Origin of the sequence: Paenibacillus cymbidii (assembly GCF_004764705.1) — a bacterium.
GTDB classification, from domain to species: Bacteria; Bacillota; Bacilli; order Paenibacillales; family NBRC-103111; genus Paenibacillus_AN; species Paenibacillus_AN cymbidii.
On the sequence record NZ_SHLX01000044.1, the window covers coordinates 14354 to 36196 of the forward strand.

The window sequence follows — 21843 nt, forward strand, 5'->3', positions numbered from 1 at the left end:
GCCGCTGCCCCTACCTGCACAGCCAGACGCGGACCAGCGACAACAATTGATCCAGCAGAATCGGCTTGCTGATATAGTCGCTTGCGCCCGCTTCAATGCATTTCTCCCGGTCGAACTTCATCGCCTTGGCGGTCAGCGCGATGATCGGCAAATGAAGAAACCGCTCGTGCTTGCGGATTTCGCGGATCGCCTCGTAACCGTCCATGCGCGGCATCATGATGTCCATAATGACCAGATCGACGATTTCGTTGTGATCGAGCAGCAGTTGAATGCCTTCCTGCCCGTTTTCGGCGAACAGGACATGGATGCGGTGCATTTCCAGCGCCGTTGTCAGCGCATAGATGTTGCGCAAGTCGTCGTCCACCAGCAGGACGGTTTTCCCTGCAAGCGTAAGATCGACCGGACCCGCCATCCCGTCCGGCAGCTCGACATGTCCGGCTTCCAGCGCCGTCGCCGCTTCGTGCTCCACGCCCGCCATCCGTTCGCCGCGCACTTTGCCGATCGGGATATACAACGTGAATGTGCTGCCAACGCCAACTTCGCTTTCGACCTGGATGAAGCCGTCGAGCAGTCCGGCCATCTTCTGGCAGATGGACAACCCGAGGCCCGTTCCGCCATACTTGCGACTCGTCGTCCCGTCCGCCTGGCGGAACGCTTCGAATATGAACGCCTGCTTGTCCTGCGGAATGCCGATTCCCGTATCCGCCACCACGATCGCCAGCGCATGATCGTTCGTTATCGCGGCCGGCGCCCCTTTGACATCTTCCTTCGCCATCAGGTGCATCGCCAGGGAAACAGATCCCCGCTCCGTAAATTTGAACGCGTTGGACAGCAGGTTTTGCACGATTTGCTGCAGCCGTTGCTCGTCCGTATGGATCATCAGATCGGCAATATCGGCGTCCACCCGAACGTGGAACTGCAACTCCTGTTCGCCGGCGACAGGCTCGAATTGGCGTTTGGCAAATTCGGCCACGTCCAGCAGCTTTACCCAATCGAGCACCACCTCCAGCTTGCCTGCCTCCACCTTCGACAAATCGAGCACTTCATTGATAAGCGCGAGCAAATCTTTGCCGGACGAGGAGATCGTTTGCGCGTATTCGATCTGTTTGGTCGTAAGGTTGCCTTCCTGGTTCGCCGCCAGCATCTGCGATAAAATGAGCAGGCTGTTCAGCGGCGTCCGCAGCTCGTGCGACATGTTGGTCAAAAATTCGGTTTTGTAGCCGGAAGCGAGCAAAATTTGTTTGTTCTTCTCCTCCAGCTCCAGCTTGATTCGTTCCAGTTCGCTTCCTTTCTTCTCCGATGCTTCGTATTGCTCGCGCAATTGCTCGTTCAGCGTCTTGAGCTCCTCCTGCTGCAGCTGCAGCTCTTCCGATTGCGTCTGCAGTTCTTCGGTGAACAGCTGCGAATCGCTGAGCAGCCGCTGGATTTGCATATGGCCGAACACGCTGTTGATCGTGATCCCGAGCGTTGCGGACACGTCTTCCAGCAGCTGCATGTGCATGCGGGTAAACGGCTTGAAGGACGCAAACTCCATGACCGCGACGACCTGGCGCTCAAAGGCTACCGGCACGATAAGAATTTGCGCGGGCGCTGCGGCGCCAAGCGCCGAACCGATGCGTATGTAATCGTCCGGCGGCCCGGACAGCACGATCAAACGATTCTCCTCGGCGCACTGGCCCGCCAGCCCTTCGCCGAGGGCGAAGCTGTCCGCGCCGATCGCCGCCAGACCCGCCGCGTAAGCGCCGCCCTTGCGAAAGCGCGTCGTCTGGCCCGGCGTTTCCTCGCGGTTGTAGAATACGCCGTAATTCGCTCCGATCGCCGGCGCAATCGCCGTGATCACGATTTTCGCCAGTTCGCCGAGCGACTGAACGCCCTGGTATTTGGCCGATATGCCGGCCACTTGCGATTTATTCCAGTTCTGCTCCTGCAACAGCAGGTTCGCCTCGGTCTGGAACCGGGCGTGCTCTTCGAGGGCGGCGGCCATCGTATTGTATGCGTGCCCGATGCTCGCCACCTCGTCCCCGGAAGCCACTTCGATCCGCGGAAGCCGGTCGTTCTGCTCGGATTCGGAAGCCAGCTTCATCACCGAAATGATGCCGGCCAGGCTGCGGATGACGCTGCGGAACACCCATACGGCAACCATCACGCTGCTGAGCAGCGTGATGGCGACGAGAATGACGATGAGCCTCACGGCTTCGTTGTATGTACCGGTCGAACGGGCCAGTTGCCTGTCCATCTCTTGTTCCTGCAGGCTGTTGAACTGCTTGATCGTGTCGAACAAACCGGCGCGAATCGCATCGGTATCGTTATTGTGCCAGGCAATCGCCTCTTCCGTCTTGCGCTTGCGCAGCAAATCGATCGCCGCGTCCGTGCTTGCGATGAAGGAAGTTTCCAGCCGGTGCAGCTCCTGCACCAGCCTGTGGCTTTCGGACTGATCGTCGAACATTTGCTCGAGCCTGTTCAGATAGTCGTTCACGGTTGCTTTGACGGTGCCGAGTTTGTCGACGCTGTCGTCCAGCGCGCTTGCGTCGGAATCGAACAGCAGCTCCGTCGTATCGGTATTGAGGCTGTTGATGCCGTTGCGGACAATGTTGGCCAACTTGACTTTGGAGTAGCTGTCGTCCACGATGTCGTGCATGGCCCGGTTCATGTCGAATATCATGCGGAGCGCGATAAACGAAAATACGAACAGCAACGCCAGAATCGTAGCGAAGCCAACGAACAATTTCGTGCGAAACTTCATCGAACGACACCTTTCCCCAAGGCGAAATGGCCTACAACAATAGTTATATCTGAATTTTCTGATATGTGCCAGAAAAAAATAACAGGCCTCCATCAAGAGGCCCGTTGTCGGACAAGCGCGAATGCGCCGGGAAATTCGAACAAACCTTTATAGCAGCGGCCGTCTAACAGCGCACATGCTTGCGCTTGAAGCCGATTTCTCCTCGCGCGATCGACTTTTCGATGCGTTCGGAAGCGACGATGACGCTTTTTTTCTTGTCCTTCCGGACTTCGACCGGCCCTACCGCCGCCGCGGTTTCCACCGCCTTGTCATGCAGCGGCACGTAAGAGACGGCCGTCGTATAAATGAAATTGTTCATCGAATATTTCGCCCGTTCAGGCGCGTCGTGAATCGTCGCTTTCGCCAGATCCAGCATCCCGGTCAGCTTATCCGCCGAAAACGCGCTGTCCGGCCGGTTCCCGAGCAGCCAGCAGTAGCAGCTCCAGCCCGCCGACATGCGCAGCTCGTCGCCGCTGGCGATCCACCGGTCGGACACTTCCTGGGCGATATTCGCTTCCGCCAGCGTAACGGCCACCACGTAGTCGGACAGCATATAAAAGTAAGCCCCTTCGATCCAGCGCTCATAATCCGCCGCCGTCATCGCATTCGGCTCCGCGATAATCCCCGCAAAATACATCGCATCGTAATTCCCCGTCGCGTAAAGCTCTTCCGCCAGCGGCTGATTGAGCTTTATTTTGCGAAAGAGGGGCTTCATTTCTCCTGTCGCCACGCCAAACAGCGGCTCATGCGCGCCATTCGCCATATACATCTTCTTCAAGCGTTCCTTGCCTAGCGCTTCCAGTTCCTGCATCACGCTATCGAGGTTCAAGCACCAACGCCTCCTTGACATGTAGAGTAGTCATGGTCTTGTAAATGTATTCTGCACGAGGAAACGGAACTCCTTTCGTCGGACGCCGCATCCGCCATTGCCGCTCATAAGCCTTCCCTTCCGATGCCATTCCCGCGATCGCGATCCCTTTACTGCCGAACCCGTTAATAAGTAGACCGGTTTGTGAGTTTTTTTTGAGAAAGAGATGTTATAGTGTTATAGGACTTTGTTCCTGATTCTTGTCGGATGTCGGATGTCGAATTGGAACGTACGCAAAGAACAACAATGGGAGGCCACAAAATGAGTTTTGCAAGAAAAATGGTTCGGCTTATGCTTGTCTTGACGCTTCTGGCGCCAAGTGCTTATGTTGTAACGGTCGATCGCGCCGCTGCGCTCGCGAGCGCTTACGAGCTCAACGGCACGCCTCATCCTTGGGAGGAGGCAACTTTGACGGCGGACGGGGATACGCTTGCCATTGTCGCCGACGATTCGCCTTTGTCGCCGCTGCGCATTCACGTGACGGCGCCGGAAAGGTCGACTGTTACGATTCAGGGGAACCCGAACATAACCTATACTAATGTTTACATCGAAGTGGACGAAGCGATCACCTTGCAGTTGGAGAATCTTCTTGTTGTCGCTCCCCAGGGAGACAACTTCAACGGGTTAAGCTTCATCAAACCGAACAGTCATAAGGACTTTACACTGATCCTGGTCGGCGATAACGCGGTAACGGGCTTCGACGGCATCCATGCCGACTCGAACCATCAATTGACGATCAAAGGCAGCGGCACACTGAAGGCAACGGGGCTGGCGGCACTAGCCGCGAATACGGACAGCGGGCACGGCATTCATCTGCTGTCGGACGGCACATTGAATTCGGAAGCCGGCGCCAAGCTGATCATCGAAAGCCAAGTCAAGGCGTATGGCGGCGATTCGTTGTCATCTTCCGCCGGCAGCGGCATCTTCGCCGACTGGGGCAATATGCTTGTCAAGAGCGGCAGCGTAACGGCGGTCGGCGGCCAGACGTCGGGAGACCGAAGCGCCCTTACCGGCTCCGGCGTCACACGGCGCGGCGGGTACGGCATCAATCTTCGCGGCTGGAATTTCCCGCAGCCGGCCGGCGTGTTGACGATCGAAGGCGGTCAGGTAACGGCGACCGGAGGCGCCGCAATGGAAACAGATCCGAAAGGCGACTATTTCGAAGGCGGGAGAGCCATCATCGCCGATACAAGCGTAACGATCAGCGGCGGTACCGTGATCGCAACGGGCGGCGCCAGCGAAGCGCAAAAAGGGGGGGATGGCCTGTACTCGCCCAGCCTCGAAATATCCGGGTCCGCCACGAGCGTAACCTCTACCGGAGGGGCCAGCAATGCCGCCGACGGCGGCGTCGGTCTGTTCGTAACCTCTGACATCGCGATCGATGCCGCAACCGTAACGGCGACGGGCGGCAACGGCAAAGCAAACGAGTACGGGATTTTTTCGCCAAGCGGCAAATTGACGATCGGCCACGACTCCGTTGTTAAGGCGAGCGGAGGCCAAGGCACGATTGCCGGCGCTTTTGGCGGCCCAGCCGTTTACGTAAACGGCACGATCGACATCGACGATGCGGAAGTGATCGCCGCGGGCGGCAGCGGAGTCGTTAACGGCGGGCATGGGCTGTTCTCTTTGAACGGCGATATCGCGATCCGCGGCGGAGCCAACGTAACTTCAAGCGGCGGCGACGGGCCGGGCGGGGTCGGTGGAGCCGGCTTGCGGGCCTTTGGAGGCGGCAGCGGCAAAACGGTTGCGATCGAAGCCGATGCGGGGAACGTCTATGTTCGCGGCGGACAAGGGGCATCGGCCACGCGCGGATCCATTATTGCCAAAGACGTGCGGATTGCGAGCGGCAACGTCGGGCCGATCGTGATGGAGGGAACTGGAAACCCGCGTTCGATCAAAAATAGTTCCGTCGGCGACGACGTGTACATGCTGGACGTAAGCGTCAACCCTGCTGCAGCCGTAACGATCCAATCCCCGGTGATTGGCGCTCTGGCCGGCAGTTATACCTACAGCGCGCCGACCAAGGCGGACGGCCTCGCTTATGTCTGGCTCCCTGCCGACACGCAAACGATTCAAGCTGCCGGATACCGGAGCGAAACGAAAGCCGTCACCGCCGACGACGGGGCCGCCGTCGTTCTGCTGCTGGCCGCTCCCGATGCAACCGCTGACGATGCGGCCAATACGATCGTCGGCGCAACGGCGGCGATGGAGTATTCGACGGATGACGGCGAGCACTGGACGGCGTACAATCCGGTCGACCCGCCGGCATTTCCCGGCGCCAAGACGGTGAAAATACGCATCGCCGCAACGAACGGTTCGCTTGCCGGACATGCAGCGACATTGACGTTTACCGCGAACCCGGCTTCGGGCTTGACCGTCGTGTCGAGCGATCCGAGCGGCGTTGGCCAGGACGGTAAAACGGCGCTGGCGACTTCGGCTATCTTGCCGAACGGTCATAAACTGGTGTATTTCAACTTCGGCAGCGGAACGGCAATAGTTCCGGAAGTGGGTGAAACGCTGATTGGATATACGGATCTTCCTGTCTCGGGCATTGTCCCGGCAGCCAACAATGACAAGTTTGGCGTTGCCGAGATCGATCAGCTCGGCAAAGTGGTCAAGTTTGGCCAAACGGTTGCCATCGTCGTAGCGGAACCGACATTCCCGGATTCCGGACCGGATCCCGTTGCGCTGCCCGAAAAGGGCTCGCCCGAACCGGCGAGCTCGCCGAAGCCGGCCACCCCGAACCCCGCCGCAGAAGAGGCTGTCGAGGTGCTGGTCAATGGCAAAGTCGAGCATGCGGGCAAAGCGACAACAAGGGAGGTCGACGGCATCGCAACGACGCATGTAATCGTCGATCCGGCCAAGCTGCAAGCGAAGCTGGATGAGGAAGGCGCCCATGCGGTAGTCACGATACCGGTCAAATCCGCGTCAAACGTCATTGTCGGCGAACTGAACGGCCAAATGATCAAAAATATGGAAACCCTCGAGGCAACACTCGTACTGCATACGGACAAGGCCAGTTATACGTTGCCGGCGCAGGAGATCAATATCGACGCGTTGTCCCGAAAGTTCGGCGATCGGGTGAAGCTTGCAGACATTCAGATCAAGGTGACGATCGCGCAAACGCCGGACGTGATGGCTAAGGTGGCGGAGAGCGCTGCGGCGCTAGGCGAATTCACCCTGGTCGCCCGCGCGCTGGACTTCACGATCACGGGCACCTATGGCGATCAAACGGTTGAGGCGGATTCGTTCAACGCTTATGTCGAGCGTAAGATCGTTTTGCCGGAAGACATCGATCCGGACAAAATAACTACAGGCGTCGTCATCGAGCCGGACGGTAAGACGCGTCATGTACCTACCAGGGTGGTTCGAGAGAACGGCAAGGTTTACGCCATTATTAACAGTTTGACCAACAGTACGTATTCGGTTGTATGGCATCCGCTCGTTTTCGCCGATGTCGAGCGGCATTGGGCAAAGGATGCCGTGAATGATATGGGCTCTCGGCTCGTTATCAATGGTGTGGACAGGTCAACGTTCATTCCGGATGCGGAGATCACCCGGGCCGAATTCACGGCGGTCGTCGTTCGCGGATTGGGCTTGCGGCTGGGCGAAGGTTCATTCGCCTTCGGCGACATACCGGGGGACGCCTGGTATGAAAGCGTCGTTCAAACCGCCGTTTCCTTCGGATTGGTCGCTGGTTTTGAAGATGGCGCATTCCGCCCGGAAGAGAAGCTGACACGGGAACAAGCGATTGTAATCGTAGCCCGTGCGATGAAATGGACCGGACTGGCGAAGAAAACAGGCTCGTTCGATACGGAAATCCAGCTCGGCCAATTTGTCGATGGAGCCGACGCATCATCGTGGTCGAAGGAAAGCATTGCATTGGCAACCAAATCCGGCTTGGTCAACGGCCGAAACGGAGACAAACTCGAAGCCGGGTCCATTGTCACCCGGGCCGAAGCGGCGACCCTCATGCAACGTTTGCTGAAGTTGTCCGATCTAATATAAGGTGCTCCGAAGCACTCAACATGCTCATCGTTATGACCTCATCCGGGATGCGATTACCGAAGTTCGAAATGGACCCTTCTAGCCAAACAAAATGCTGCGGCCAATAAAGGCGCAGCAGAACCGCGTGCAGCTCCATCGGTGCACGCGGTTTTTTTTCAACCGGCATATTTCTTACCTGTTTGCTGGCTTAATTTTTTCGCATATTTTCTCCAGGGACTCCAGCTCCTTCAGACGGAACAACGTCTGATTTTCGTCCGTCAGCTTCGCGTTGTTAAGCAAACTGCGGGTCGACGCCGTTTCTTCCAGGCGAGTGATGAGAGCGATCGTACAGGATACCGCAGCATAGCATGCACGGCACTGCGGGATAACCCGATATCCTCGCCTCGTTACGACTGTACGCATCAGAATCGGGTGCATCGTCTTGCAAGCTCTACGATCGCTCATTTCATCCGGAACGAACATGGCGCAAGTATGGCGACCGGGCAAAAAGTTTCCCTTCTCGATCCGCATCAACTTGCAAAAAAATGGTGAACGAATTTACGTTCACCACGTGGAGGTGAGATCATCTCGCTTCTATGGATGAAACAACACCAAAAAACGCCGCCGCTGTTTCCGTCGTTGTCCGGGCCACCTCATCGGCAGGCCTGCCGATGCAACGCATAAGAGGAAGGAGGATTGAAAAGATGAACATCCTCCACAAGATGATGGCAATCCTCTTCATGCTCATTTTTCATCCACTCCCGGTTAATGTTCGGGTTTCCGTCGATATCGAATCGGCGCTCTCCGCAGCGTGACGCCGGCCGGGCCAGAACGCCCATTTGCCCACAATCAGCGTAATGGAAGGAGTGAGGAGAGAACGTACAACGAACGTATCGAGCAAAATCCCGAGCGCGGTAATGACCCCCATTTGCACGAGCATCTGAATCGGCATCGTGGTCAAAACGGCGAAAGTCCCCGCAAGAATGAGGCCCGCCGATGTAATGACCGATCCCGTCTCCCCCACGCCTTCCAATACCGCTTGTTTCAACGGCATGCGCTTGCTCTTTTGCCATATGGAAGAAATCACGAAAATGTTGTAATCCTCGCCCAGCGCAACCAAAAATACAAACGAATAAAGCAGGATCGGACCTTGAATCGCGTCCACGCCCAGGAAATGATGCAGGACGAGCCACCCTAATCCCAGAGCCGCCAAGTACGAAAGCAATACCGTTACAATGAGGTACGCCGCGGCGACCAAAGAGCGTAGATACGCGATAAGGAGAATGGCGATCATGACAATGATCAGCGGCAAAATGACGCGCATATCCCGCATGCTTGTTGCTTTCGTGTCATATTGTACCGCTGTCTGTCCGGAAATCCAAACATGTTCCGCCGCGTTGGCGTCACCCGATTGATTCAGCTTGTCTGTCACCGTTTGGCGAAGTTCGGGAATGAGATCCATCGCTTCCATTGAATAAGGATTGATGGTCAATCGTACGTCATAAGCCCATAGATTCGGGTTTGTCTTCCCGGCCTGCGGCTCGGATACTCGCTTCACATATGGAAGGGAAGCCAACGTCCGGGCAACTTCCCGATCCGTTCCGCCGGTATCCACGATCACTTTAACGGGAGCGAGATCGCCAGGCGAAAAATGCTTGCCGATAACGGCGAATCCTTCCTGGGATGCTATCGTTTTCGGAAACGTGGACAGCATATCGAAGGTGAACTTCATTTGCGTCGTCAATAAGGCAAGTCCGCCAAGGGCGATGCAAGTCAGAGTCGTAAGGAGCCAAGGCCGACGAACGACAAGGGAACCGGCAAAATTCCGCGGGTTCTTGTTCGTAGACGGGGCCGGATGTCCCTTGCGCTTGGCCCGTTCGGCCAACACTTCCGGCGTCCTCGGCACGAACGGCCAGAAAGAAACGCGCCCCATAATGGCGAGCAAAGCCGGGACAAGCGTCAAGCTCGCCAGTCCCATAATCAAGATGGAAATGCCAAGCGGTACGGCAAGCCGGTGGAACGAACCGTACTCCGCCGCGAGCAAAGTAAGGAGCGCGAGAACAACCGTTAAACTGCTCATCGCGATCGCTCCCGACGACCCGCTAATGGCGCTCCGCAGTGCCTTGCCTTTATCCGGCTCGATCTTGAGCAGTTGACGGAACCGGTAAATGAGGAACAAGCAATAATCCGTGCCGGCGCCGAACAGCAACACGGTCATGATATTGGTTCCCTGCTTTTCCACCGTTGCCAGTCCGTTATGCGCCATCCAGCCCAGCACCGGACTGATGATCATATAAGCGATGCCTACGGCAACCAGCGGGATAATGGCCAGAATCGGCGAACGGTAAATGAGAAGCAGCAGCACCAACACAAGAAGCACAGTACCGATGAGCAGCGTTTTGTCGGCTTGACCGAATAGTGTAGTGGCGTCGATCTGGATGCCGACCGGACCGGTAACCCTTGCGCTCAAGTCAGCCGGCGAATCGACGGCGGCAGCGAACGGATCCGATCCGAAAATGACTGCCGCTTCCTCTTTCGCTTGATTGACGCCTTCCTTCCATTGAACCCCTTCCGAGCTTTTACTGAAGGAAACTTGCGAGATGAATGTGCTGCCGTCCTCCGACAGATTGGATTTCAAAGCTTGAAGCGGCATTTGATGCAAAGGCGTTACAGCTGTCTGATACGGTACGGGCCGGGTCGATAATCGTTCGGCAAATGTCTGGATATGCTGCAAATCGGTATCGGTCAGCCCGCCTTGGCGATGCCACACGAACAGAGCTGGAACATCTTCCGCATTCGGGTATTCCTGCGAAACCAGTTCGTTTGCCAGTACGGATGGCCTGGCGTCCCCCAGTTGGGGAGCGTTATTGACGGCTTCCCGGCTAATGGGAGGCGCCAGCGTGTTGAGCAGCCACGCGGCGACCAACCAGATAAGCAAAACAACCCATCTGGTTTTTGGGCCCGCCACCCACTTATCGATCCCCATTCGCTCCTTCATGCCTTTCCACCGCTCTTCTGGACGAGCGACACGGTGCCAAAGAACAATAATGATGCGAATACCGGATGAAGAGCCGACAAATATCCGATTCCGGACGGCAATTTGGCGCTTACAGCGATCAGCACGATAATGCCGAACAGACCCGCGCTGCGCAGTCGAAGCGAAAGAGGCAGCCGAGCGACGAAAGAAGTGACGAGTATCAGGATCGAAACGATGATCGGCAGTTTGGCAAAACCCGTATGGCCGGCCCATTGCGTCGAATCCCAGAACAATGCGAGACCGGCGAGAAACACCTGGATCAAAATGCAAATGGCCAATATCCTTGCCAATGCCTGAAACACCCAACGCGCTCGGACCACGAACGGCGATAGACGGGTTGTTTCCGCTGTGCGATCCCCGACTTCAGGTTCACTGCGGTTTACGGACAGATTGCTCATCTTGGAAGTCCTCGCTTTCGGTTAAAGTAAAATGATTCCTTTCTCTCGTTCGCCTGTAGTGTAAACAATAAATGTCGAGAACTTATGCAGATCCTTCTCTTTTTGCGTGGATTCCTTCAAGAACTTGTTGAATCACGGTATACTTTGGGGTGTGTGGCGGGTTCGCGCACTTTGAAACCTGAAACTGACTAAACGGAAAGCGGGGATGGGCATGGAACCGAAATTGTTGCTTGTGGAAGACGAACCGGGCATGCTTGAGGAGATGCACAACTATCTGCAACGTGAAGGATTTCGGGTATTGACCGCCTGTACCGGCCTTGAAGCGCTCGCGATTGCTCGATCCGAGCGGCCTGATCTCATTGTGCTCGATTGGATGCTCCCGGGAAAAAGCGGCATCGACGTTTGCCGCGAAATCAGGCAAACCTCGTCGTGCGGTATCATTATGGTCACAGCCCGATCGGATGAAGCGGATAAAATCGTCGGTCTGGAAATCGGCGCTGACGATTATTTGACGAAGCCGTTCAGCTTGCGCGAGCTCGCTTCGCGCATCCGGGCGCTGCTTCGCCGCTTGCGCGGACCTGAAGAGAGACCTACTGTTTTGGAAAGAGACAACCTTATCATTTCCGAGGCCAAATGCCAGGTATTCCAGGACGATCGGGAGATCCAATTGACGCCGACGGAATTCAAAATTTTGCACACGTTGGCCGCTCGTCCCGGAATGGTGTTTAGCCGCCTGCAATTGTTAAAAGCCGCGCTCGCTGACGAATATATGGGTTACGAAAGAACGATGGATTCCCATATCCGCAATCTTCGCCGCAAGCTGGGAGACGATCCGTCCAATCCCCGATATATTCAGACGGTATACGGTTTCGGTTACCGATTCGGTGAACAATCATGAAGTGGACGGTACGGCAAAAAATATTCGTCTGCATGGGACTTATCGTGCTTATTATCGGCGGCGTTCATGCCGTAACCAAACAAGTGTACATGGAGTCCCAGTTCGATGAATTTCGCAAGCATGAAATCGATGCAGCTTATTTGAGTGCGCCGCCCGGGGAACAGATCGAAATCTTGAAAACTTTCGTATCGGGCAAAATGAAGTTATTTGTGCTGGGGAATTTGGCCTTTTTCATCGCAACCGGACTGCTCATCAGTTTATGGATTTCGGGGATATTGACGCTTCCGCTGCGAAAGCTCGTTGCCGCTATCGAACGCGTCGCGCAAGGGGATCTTGACGTAAACGTTCCCGTCCCATCCAATGACGAGTACGGGAAGGTCATCCATACATTCAACGACATGACGCTTCGCCTCCGGGAAGCCGAGGACGCCCGCAGGCGGTTGGTGGCCGATGTCGCCCATGAGCTGCGAACGCCGCTGTCCATCATGCAGCTGAAATTGGAAAATGCGCAGCAGGCCGATCAATCCGTCTCCCCGGAAATGCTGCTCAGGCTTCAAGATGAAGTCATCCGCCTGGGCCATCTTGTAGAAGATCTTCATGTATTGTCATTGGCGGAGGCGGGCCGGTTGGCGCTGGATTGCAAACCGCTCGATCTGTCGGCAAAACTGGAACAAATCGTTGATGATGTGAAAATGGAGGCGGAGGAGAACGGACTGGAAATGAGCTTTCATTCGAAAGCGAAACCTGTACCGGTGATGGCCGACGCGAGGCGGATCACGCAGGTGTTCATCAATTTGTTGACGAATGCAATCCGCTACACGCCGGAAGGCGGGAAAATTTCGGTTGTATTGGAGGACACGGTCCAGGAGCGGAATGCCGTCTATACACGTGTCTCCGTGACAGACACCGGCATCGGTATTCCAGCCGAGGAGTTGACCCACCTGTTCGATCGTTTCTATCGCGTGGAAAAAGCCCGTGCGCGGCATACAGGCGGAACGGGGCTCGGATTATCGATCGCTCATCATTTTGTCAGAGCCCACGGCGGGTTCATCCGCGTCGCGAGCGAACCTGATCGAGGGACGACATTTGCCGTTTATTTGCCGGCGGGCGAATGAAAAAAAACGGTCAACTGCCAGGCGACATGCACCACGTCCCGATTTTGCACGCGACCGTAAAACTGGACCAGGACAACAGGTGAAGAAGCCGTACATCGTCAGGATAGTTCGACCTGTATAGCCGGATCAAGTCCTCGTCTACTTGATAGGGAGCGACGGCGGTCAAAAGAGCCAGTTTGGTTGCGATCCGGGACGGCCCGGACAGAAAAAACGAGTCTCCCGACAAGGAGTACTCGTTTTTTTGCATATTCGTCCCCACAATCGTGTTAACTGAATACCGCTGATTTGTTCTTTCGTAAGCTGCGGGTAAAAACGCCAATCGTTTGCTGCCTGTCGCATATGTTCCTGCCAATTGCCGCGATGCGCTTCTTCATGCCGTTCGATCATTTTGAGGGATCATGTCCACTTTTTCGTGCTCCATCAGCCATTCGGGCTCAAATCATTTCCTCAAAAATATTTCTGCCTCTTTCACTTGAACATAGGGCATCCGAATTCCTCCTTGCGGCCGGATCAGGCTGAAGTCATAGCTTTAATTTGAAAATCGCTTTATTCTCCAAACCGCGAATAACCGGTGTCCATTCTTCGCCAGCCGCGGTTGTTTGAAGCATGTCCTCTACCATCTGCAGCTTGGCATCCATCGAATCGATATAATGAAGCGCCACAGCTTCCGGCAATTGCGGTTGTACGGGACTTCCCCATTCGCTCAAATTATGATGAGAGAGAACCAGGTGTTGCAGTGCCATGACGACATTCGACTCGGGGGCGATCCCGAGCTTGAAGGTTGCTTCCGTAATCCAGTTGGATGCCAGGTTGATATGGCCGATCAGTTTGCCTTGGTTGCTGTAATCCATGACGATGCCGTATTCCGAATTCATTTCCACCGGCTTGGCTATGTCGTGCAGGATGATGCCCGCCTTAATCAAATCCGGGTTGAGAAACGGCCGTTGCCGGCAAATAAATTCGCCTATTTCGAGCATTCGCACAATATGGTAAGCCAATCCGCCAAGATAAGCATGATGATGGGTTTTGGCCGCGGGTGCGGTTTGCATCGCGTCTTTCACCTTCTCGTAACAATAAGCGACAATGGAGCGAATATCGTGATGAACCAAGCTTTCGATTGCTTGCTGAATAACCGGAAGAAGTTCTTCCGCCGCCAAAGGAGCGGAACGGATAAAATCCGTAATGGACACCCCGTCTTGCCCCGTCGTTTTTCTCATCCGGGTCACTTTTACTTGCAATTTTTCGCGATATAACTGCACCACGCCCTGTACCTTGACGAGACACATGGGATAGAACGTTTCAATGTCGGTTTTGCTTGCATCCCAGAGCTTTGCCGATATTTGGCCGCTGGAATCGGCAAGCACGAGATCCAAATAATCTTTGGGCACCGAACTGTTGGTTTGCTTGGCTTCCATTTCCTTGATCAAATAAAATCCGACAAAGTCGGCGCCATCTTGAAAGTCTTTGATTAACGCGGTCACAACTTCCCCTCCGTTTTTCATTAATACCCACCGTCACCCGTTCACTTGACCACGGCTTCGCAAATTGAAGCTTTCTACCGAATTTTATCAATTTGTTCCATCCTCCGACAAGATGATTTTCGAGTCGCTCAGAACAGCCGGAACCTTGTCAAAAGAAATCGGCCACGGCAGCAATTGCCGTGGCCGATCTTTGTTCATGGAAACCGATCAATCCTCACTCAATTCGACAATAGCATGAATGTGCACCCGCGGCACGGTAAACGAAATTCCATCCGCCGTTCGCCGGATGTCCAGCGTTTCGTTGTCCGGCAGAACGGTCGCCTTCCCGATCCCCGTGTCGCGAACGTGTACCCGGATGCCGTGCACGGGCGTAATTTGCTCGATCGGGTTGTAATACGCCGTGCTTTTCTCCCCGGTATGAACGCTCTGGAAGTTGATCAGATGCAGATAGGTTTTGCCGTTCTTGCGCATCAGGTTCGTCTCGATATGCGTCGGCGCTTCGACTTCCGCATACCGTACGTACCGGCTGCCCAGCAGATTGTCCACGATTCGCCGCACCCAGAAATGGTTCGAGTGCCAATAAGAGCCGAATACCGGCGCGGCGATGTACAGCGCGACGCCTTTGCCGTAGCGGTTGACGGCAATCCCCGGACAATCGCTGACGACTCCGCCCGGCGGAATCGGGTGGCGGAACGCGCGGCCCGGCGCCGGCACCGTAAGCGGCCACTGAATGCTGCTGAGCGTCTCGGCCGTTGTCGGCACCGTCTTGACGAACGGCGCCTCGACCAACTGCGGAATCCGGGCGATGCCTTGCCAGAAGCTGTCGTTGATCGTCAAATACGCGGAACCGTACGGCGATCGATCCAAATAATCGACTCCCAGCACGTCCCGCAACAGGAAATTGTTCCGTTCGCGGCTGTACGTCGCCGCCCCGGCCGCCAGCAGCAGCCCTCCCGCTTCGACGAACGCTGCGATGCGGGATGCTGCCGCCTCGCTCAGCGCAACCGTCTCCGGCAGCACGACGACGCGATAGCCGGTCAGATCGGGGAATTGATCGTTATAGTAAATATCGAATTGATGATGGCCCTCAAGCAGCATTTTCGCCGCGCCGAACGTGGCCGCGTCGTCCTTGTCGTGATACCAGTTGCCCGTGTTGTTCGCGATCAGCGCCACTTCGCGGACGCTCTCGGCGCGTATGCAGTACGGTTCCCGCTCCGCGACGAATGTAAACGCCTCGCCGATGATGTCGTATACGCCTTCCTGCAGCGTGCCGTCCGGCAGCACCTGGTCGCCAATGTTGACGATGCCCCCGTTCGCCATGATCGTGGCGAATTCGTATTTGAGCTGCTCCGCCGTCTTGCACGACATGAGTCCCCAGCCTTCGGTGAACCGCACCGTCATGATCTGCACGGGCACGTCGAGCGTCCGGGCAAATCGCGCGCGAATCGAGTGGTTGTGGAACGAACCCGTCGCCGAGGGCTGCGACTCCCATAAGCCATAGTCGCTTGTAGCGTTGACCGCGGCCGGCTCGCCCATGCGCCAGGCGCCGTTGCAGTTGATCTGTACGTGGGGACGGATGCGTTTGACCGCTGCCGAAATTTCCTGCATGCAGCGAACCGCCGAATCGATGCCGAAGCGGATCACAAGCTCCCGGTCGGTCTCCAGCAGCTCAGGCATCAGCGCACGTCCGTACTCCTCCGCGAATTTCTTCTTGCAATAGGCGCAAAAACAATAATGGTTGTGCAAGTACGGGATGTCCAGCAGGTAGCCGTCCATGTCGTACTTCGCGGTAATTTCCTTGATCTGCGGCAAAACCAGTTCCTCGCGATACGGGCTGTTGATGCACGGCAGTTCCCACACCGTTCCGTCGGCGCCGCGCGTTTTCCCGTGCTCGTCGACCTGGTACCAGTCCGGGTTGTCCGCCACGGCGCGGGCGTCGGTGCCGAGCGAATAATACGCAATGACCTTGATGTCGTGCTTCTTCGCTTCCGCCAGCACTTCGCCGAAGAAGTCGCCTTCCAGCCCGCTATGCTTGTGCCCCACCGTATTGTCGTAAAATGCGTTGCCGAAATGGCATTTCGTAAACACGCCGATGACGTTAACGTTCGCCCTGACGAACTGGCCGACGAACGACTGCGCATCGAAGCGTTTGATCGCGTCCTGCGGAAATTCCGGCATATGAAAGTCGACATGTACTTGACGCATCCGATCCCATAACCAACTGTCCCTCTTCATGTCCGCCTCCCGTTGATCGCGGCCGGCTCGCGGAAGCTTCTCGCTTCGCAATCGCACAGCAGCGTTTGTGATCGATCCATTTCACCGTGCCCGCTGCATATGCTGCAAGCCGAGCCGTTCGAGTTGTTCCGACGGAGCGCCCAGTTCCTTCAGCTTGCCGGCCAGCGCGCGCTGCATGTCGGCAAGCTTGTCGGACCGGTCGGCGGCAAGGTTGACGGTTTCGTTCGGGTCGCAACGCTTGTCGCTGAGCCACGTCGGCTCGGTCCAGGACGCGCAATCGACCGCCCGGCGTCCGTGCTCGAAAGGCCCGAGATCGTAAGGAATAAACCTGGCCAGGCTGTGGCTGTACCAGAACAGCGGCTTGTTGTCCTCCACCGGCGACTGGTGCAAGATCCAGTCGCCGTCCGTGATCGTCACGCTGCGGCCGAACATGCCGCATACGGCGTAATCGCGCGTTCCGGCATCGGCATCGCGCAGCGCCGGGAGCAGATCGACGCCATGGCGGCCTGCGGGACAAGGGCGGCCAACAGCGGCGAGCACGGTCGGATAAATGTCCACCAGCTGCACAAGCTGACTGCGCCGTTCGCCCTGCCCGTACTTCGGGTGCGCGACGATGAACGGAATATGGCCGCACGCATCGTGCTGGTGCGTCTGGAGCTTGCCGATCCGGCCGCGATCGCCGTTGTACGTCCCATGATCGGACGTAAAAATGACCATCGTATCGTCCCAGAGGTTCAGCTCGTCCAGCTTGTCCAGCAGCACGCCGAGCCACTTGTCGGTCATGACGACCGAAGCCGCGTAACGCGCCTGGATGTGGCGCAGCTCGTCCGGCGTATAGTGGTTGCTCCACCGGTCGTAAGGCACCATCGACGACCACCGCTCCACATCGTAGCCGCGCGGATCGAACAGCTTCACGTATTCCTCCGGCGGATCCCACGGTTCATGCGGATCGAAGCAGTCGATGTGCAGGTAAAAGTCGCGGTGCGCGCGGTTCGCCTCCAGCCATCCGGCCGCTTGGGAGAATACTTGGGCGCAGAAAACATCCGCCTCCGAATGCCGCGTCAAATGAACGTTCCGATGATGCCGCTCCGCCTTGTGCCGAATATCGTCCGGGCACGGAAACGCGACCGGGTCCGTCCGCCACGCGTCGGCTTCGTGGCCGCGAACGAATTCGAAGCCGGTGTAGCCCATATGGTAGTTGCCCGCGCCTTGCTCCCACAGGTGAAAATGATCGGTCACCATGTAGCTGACCGGATACCCTTGCTCAAGCTGCCACGTCAGCGACTGGTTTGGCGCACCGGATACCTGTCTTGGCAAGTCGAGATCGTCGTCCTCGAGCGGACCCCAGCCGCGCTCGAGAAATTCGTGCCGTCCGGTATAAATGTCCCGGCGGGCGGGCATGCACGGCGTCGACCCGCACCAGGCGCGGTCGAATACCGTTCCCCGCTGCGCCAGCCGGTCCATATTCGGCGTCGGCACGACCCAATCCGGCTGCTCCGGGCTCATCACAAGGTTGAGCGGCCGACCGTGATGGTAAGGGCCGCAATGATCGACACGCAAGGTGTCGCAAACGATGACAATCGCATTCATCGATTTCACTCCTCGGTCAGGCGAATCCCCCGGATCGCCGCTTGCGAGCAGCGCCGGGGGAAGGTTGCCGGGCGTTTATTTTTTGTTGCCGTATTGATTGTCCTTGGTCCAATTGTTCGTTTTCATCGTTTCCGTCATGCTGTTCTTCAGCGTCTTCTGCATCTCGCCGGCGAACTTGTCCATCGCGACGGAATTTTCCAGATACAGCTGGCCAATGCGCACCAAATCCTCATTCAACTGCTTGCTGATATGGGCGGCGTAAAAATTGACCAGAATGCGCTCGCCGACAAATTGGAAGCCTTGCAGATTGTCAGGCAGCTTCACATTGACCAGGGTAGTGGCCGTGTACATCTTGTTGCCCTGAATCGTCGCCACTTCCGGCGAGGACAAATATTTCAGGAAGTCGACCGCCGCATCCAGCTTGTCGCCGGTCACCTTCTTCGGAATGGTGAACACCATGTCCGGATAACCGCCAAGCTCATAGTATTTTTCGGCCGCGTTCGGATTTTCTTTCTTCGTCAAATAGGGCAGCGCAAACGTTCCGAACTCGAATTTCCGCGCTTTGGAATCCTGGATCGTCTGCAGCTCGAAGTTGCCGGCCATCACCATCGCCACGTCGCCGCGGATGAACATTTCCTTGGCGGTATCGCCGTTCATGCCGTTATAGCCTTTGGCCCAGTATTGCGACCAATCCTTGATGATCGGCATGACGGCGTTCCAGTCGGGCGATTCCAGATTGATTGCGCCTTGATCGACCGCAGCGGCAATTTCGTTCAGTTCGAGCTGCCGGTTGCTGTTCCAGTCGAACGATTTGACCTTGTCGGCGGCAATCTGATTCGTCATCAGGTTCGTGACCCAGAGCAGGTGGTTGTCGCCCGGCTTCGAGTTGGCGAATGCGAACGGCGTCACGCCAGCCGCTTTCAGCTTCTTCTGCACCTCGATAAATTCAGGCCATGTTTTCGGAATTTGCAGGTTGTTTTTCTTGAACAGGTCCTGGTTGTAGAATACGCGGATCGCAAGCGTTTGCAGCGCAACGCCGGACAGCTTGCCGGAAATCGGGTTTTTCATTTCGCTCAGAATGGTAGGCGTAAAAGTATCCTTCCATACTTTGTTGTCCGTGTACGGGTTCGGCTTGTCGTATTCCGCCGTCAAGTCGACCAGCAAATCCTTGTTCAAATCCTCGTGCGTCCATGTATAGCGGCTCGGCACAATTTCCGGCGCAGTTCCGCCGATCAGGCCGGTCGTCAGCCACGTGCGGAAGGCGTCGCCGTCATTGGGCGCATAATCGAGCTTGATTTTGACATTCGGCTTTTTCTTCGCATAACCGTCGACGATTTCCTGCCATACGGCTTTCGTTTCCTCTTGCTTCGGCGTTTCGACCGCAAAGGTCAAATTGACGGTTTTATCGCCGCCTGACGCGCTGTCTGACGTTTTTTTCTCATCCGTTTTGGTTGTGCCGCAAGCGGACAGAAAGACCGATAAAGCCATTGCCATCGTGAGCCCGCGGGCCATAACCTTCTTGTTGCCAGTAAACATCGCCAACACCCCTTCGTATGATGAATCCGTCTTGCTTCCAGCCCGGGTGCCGACAGACGATAGCCGGACCGCCGGGCCTGTTCGCCGCGCGCGCTTTCCTGCAGTAAACCGCATGCGGACGAAACTCTATCCTACCCTTTCACCGCTCCCGACGTAATGCCGGAGATGAAAGGTTTGGTAGCGACCATAAACAACGCAAGCAGCGGGATCGACGAGATGATATAACCCGCCAGCTTGACGCTGACGCCTTGATCCATGCTGCCGGTGACGGTGGAGAGCGCCAGAATGACCGGCTTCACTTTTTCCCCCGTCGTGGACACAAGCGGCCAGATGTAATTGTTCCAGCCGGCAAGGAAATTGATGATGGCCACGGCGGCGACAATCGGCAGCGACAGCGGCATAACGATGCGCCCAAAAATTTGCAATTCGCCGGCGCCTTCCGTTTCGGCCGCTTCCAGCAAGCTGCGCGGCAGCCCTTCGAAAAACGTTCGCATCAAATACGTCGCCATCGAAGCGCCGAATGCCATCGGCGGGAAAATTTGCCCTTCGTACGTGTTCAGCATCCCCAGCTTCTGCACCAGCAAAAACTGCGGAATCAGAATCAGGAAGCCCGGCACCATCATCAGCGCCAAAATGAGCAGGAACAGCGCGTTTTTGCCCGGATACGAAAATCGCATGAACGAATATCCCGCCAGCGACGAAATGACAACGACGCCAACCACGATGCAAACCGAAATGAAGACGGAATTGAGAATGAACGGCCCGATTTGCCGGAATGCCGACGCGTAATTGTCGAGATGCAGCGGCAATCCGATGCCCCAGAAGTTCAGGATCATCTGGTCGGTATATTTCAACGAACTGACGAGAAGCATATAGAAAGGAAACAGCGTCAGTCCTAGCAAAGCCGCAAGCGCCGCGTAATGAGGGACGGCGGTCCATTTGTTTCGCACGGTACCCCTCCTCTCAATCGATAGTCTCCGTATTTTTGATGAACCGGTTGTTCGCCCATGTCAGCACGAGCAGCAACAGGAACAGCACGAGACCGATCGCGGAAGCGTATCCCATCTTGCTGTAGGAAAATCCCTGAATGTACAGATAAAGCGCAGGCGTCATCGTCGATTGCCCGGGTCCGCCGTTGGTCAGGACGAGAATGTTTTCGAAGCTTTGAATTTGCTGGATAATCGTAAGCACGAGAATCAGCTTCATTTGGCTGCGCACGAGCGGAAGCTCCAGCCGGATGAACCGTTGCCAGGCGTTCATGCCGTCCAGCTTGGCTACCTCGAACAGTTCGCTCGAAATTCCCATCAGCCCGGCCAAATAAAGCAAAAACGTGATGCCGCCGATCCACGGAAAGTTGACGAAGATGACGGACCAGATCGCCGTTTTGCTTTCGCCGAGCCAGGCGTGCGTCCAGGATTCCAGGCCAAGCAGCTCCAGCAGCTCGTTGACCACCCCGTAATCTCCCGCCAACAGCCACTGCCAGGTCAAATAGATGACGATCGCCGGTATGACGAGCGGTACGACGAACCATAGCTTGAAGGCATTCTGCAGCCGCCTGTTGCGGACATGAAAGACGAGCACAGCCGCGAGCAGCGGCACCGTCAGTTGAATGATTACGCCGGCGCCGGTGAACACCAGCATATTTTTAAGCGATACGTAGAACGTCTTGTCGTGAAAGAGCGCCGTAAAATTGTCCAGCCCGATGAATTTGCGCACGTTGGCGCCATTCCATTCGTAGAAGGACATGAGCAGCGCGTTGAAAAACGGCACGTACTTGAAGGTCGCAAGCACGGCGAACACCGGAAGGAGGAAGGCATACCCTTTCCAGTTTCTGCGCAAGCTTCGTGTTGCCGTCATTGCCATGTCCCCTCCGATCGTCGATCAGGCCGTCTTCGTGCCTGACCTTACTATACTTG

The 21843-nt window shown here is 56.3% G+C and carries 13 protein-coding genes and 1 pseudogene; 3 read left to right on the top strand and 11 right to left on the bottom strand.

The features are described from left to right. Nucleotides 1-10: 10 nt before the first annotated feature. Nucleotides 11-2743: a response regulator gene (locus EXY20_RS35300; RefSeq protein WP_167859747.1), complete on the bottom strand. Its 2733-nt coding sequence runs from the start codon at nt 2741-2743 to the stop codon at nt 11-13. Between the two features lie 163 nt (nt 2744-2906). Continuing rightward, nucleotides 2907-3611 (bottom strand): DNA alkylation repair protein, encoded by a 705-nt coding sequence (locus EXY20_RS35305; protein WP_135557135.1) that lies wholly within the window; start codon nt 3609-3611, stop codon nt 2907-2909. Between the two features lie 300 nt (nt 3612-3911). Between EXY20_RS35305 and EXY20_RS35310 the strand changes: the two genes are divergently transcribed. Then, entirely contained in the window at nt 3912-7658 is a 3747-nt protein-coding gene (locus EXY20_RS35310; RefSeq protein ID WP_135557136.1) for a DUF4073 domain-containing protein, read from the top strand. A 189-nt stretch (nt 7659-7847) separates the two neighbouring features. On the opposite strand, the pseudogene EXY20_RS40180 reads toward EXY20_RS35310, so the two are convergent. From EXY20_RS40180 to EXY20_RS35325, 3 genes and pseudogenes are all read right to left on the bottom strand, one after another. Then, nucleotides 7848-7976, bottom strand: a pseudogene (locus tag EXY20_RS40180) (slipin family protein); the annotation flags it as partial. A 412-nt stretch (nt 7977-8388) separates the two neighbouring features. Next, nucleotides 8389-10635: an MMPL family transporter gene (locus tag EXY20_RS35320; protein WP_135557138.1), complete on the bottom strand. Its 2247-nt coding sequence runs from the start codon at nt 10633-10635 to the stop codon at nt 8389-8391. Beyond that, nucleotides 10632-11072, bottom strand: coding sequence for a DUF6220 domain-containing protein (locus tag EXY20_RS35325; RefSeq protein WP_135557139.1), 441 nt, complete (start codon nt 11070-11072; stop codon nt 10632-10634). Before EXY20_RS35325 ends, EXY20_RS35320 begins: the two co-directional genes overlap by 4 nt. A gap of 211 nt (nt 11073-11283) precedes the next feature. On the opposite strand from EXY20_RS35325, the gene EXY20_RS35330 reads away from it, so the two are divergent. Continuing rightward, on the top strand, nt 11284-11970 hold the full coding sequence (locus EXY20_RS35330; protein ID WP_135557140.1) for a response regulator transcription factor: 687 nt from the start codon (nt 11284-11286) through the stop codon (nt 11968-11970). Further along, complete coding sequence (locus EXY20_RS35335; protein WP_135557141.1) at nt 11967-13085, top strand: sensor histidine kinase; 1119 nt, start codon at nt 11967-11969, stop codon at nt 13083-13085. The genes EXY20_RS35330 and EXY20_RS35335 overlap by 4 nt, the downstream gene beginning before the upstream one ends. A gap of 521 nt (nt 13086-13606) precedes the next feature. On the opposite strand, the gene EXY20_RS35345 is transcribed toward EXY20_RS35335, so the two are convergent. The 6 genes from EXY20_RS35345 to EXY20_RS35370 form a co-directional block, all read right to left on the bottom strand. Next, entirely contained in the window at nt 13607-14500 is an 894-nt protein-coding gene (locus EXY20_RS35345) for a 3'-5' exoribonuclease YhaM family protein (RefSeq protein ID WP_235886353.1), read from the bottom strand. A 273-nt stretch (nt 14501-14773) separates the two neighbouring features. Further along, nucleotides 14774-16801, bottom strand: coding sequence for a family 10 glycosylhydrolase (locus EXY20_RS35350; protein ID WP_135557143.1), 2028 nt, complete (start codon nt 16799-16801; stop codon nt 14774-14776). Between the two features lie 81 nt (nt 16802-16882). Then, nucleotides 16883-18391: a sulfatase gene (locus EXY20_RS35355; RefSeq protein WP_135557144.1), complete on the bottom strand. Its 1509-nt coding sequence runs from the start codon at nt 18389-18391 to the stop codon at nt 16883-16885. Nucleotides 18392-18466: 75 nt separating this feature from the next. Beyond that, nucleotides 18467-19927, bottom strand: coding sequence for an ABC transporter substrate-binding protein (locus EXY20_RS35360; protein WP_167859748.1), 1461 nt, complete (start codon nt 19925-19927; stop codon nt 18467-18469). A 131-nt stretch (nt 19928-20058) separates the two neighbouring features. After that, the gene (locus tag EXY20_RS35365; protein ID WP_135557146.1) at nt 20059-20877 is read right to left on the bottom strand and encodes a carbohydrate ABC transporter permease; all 819 of its coding nucleotides are present in this window, start codon (nt 20875-20877) and stop codon (nt 20059-20061) included. Nucleotides 20878-20890: 13 nt separating this feature from the next. Further along, a complete protein-coding gene (locus EXY20_RS35370) occupies nt 20891-21784 on the bottom strand; it encodes a carbohydrate ABC transporter permease (protein ID WP_167859749.1) in 894 nt (297 codons plus the stop codon). Nucleotides 21785-21843 lie beyond the last annotated feature (59 nt).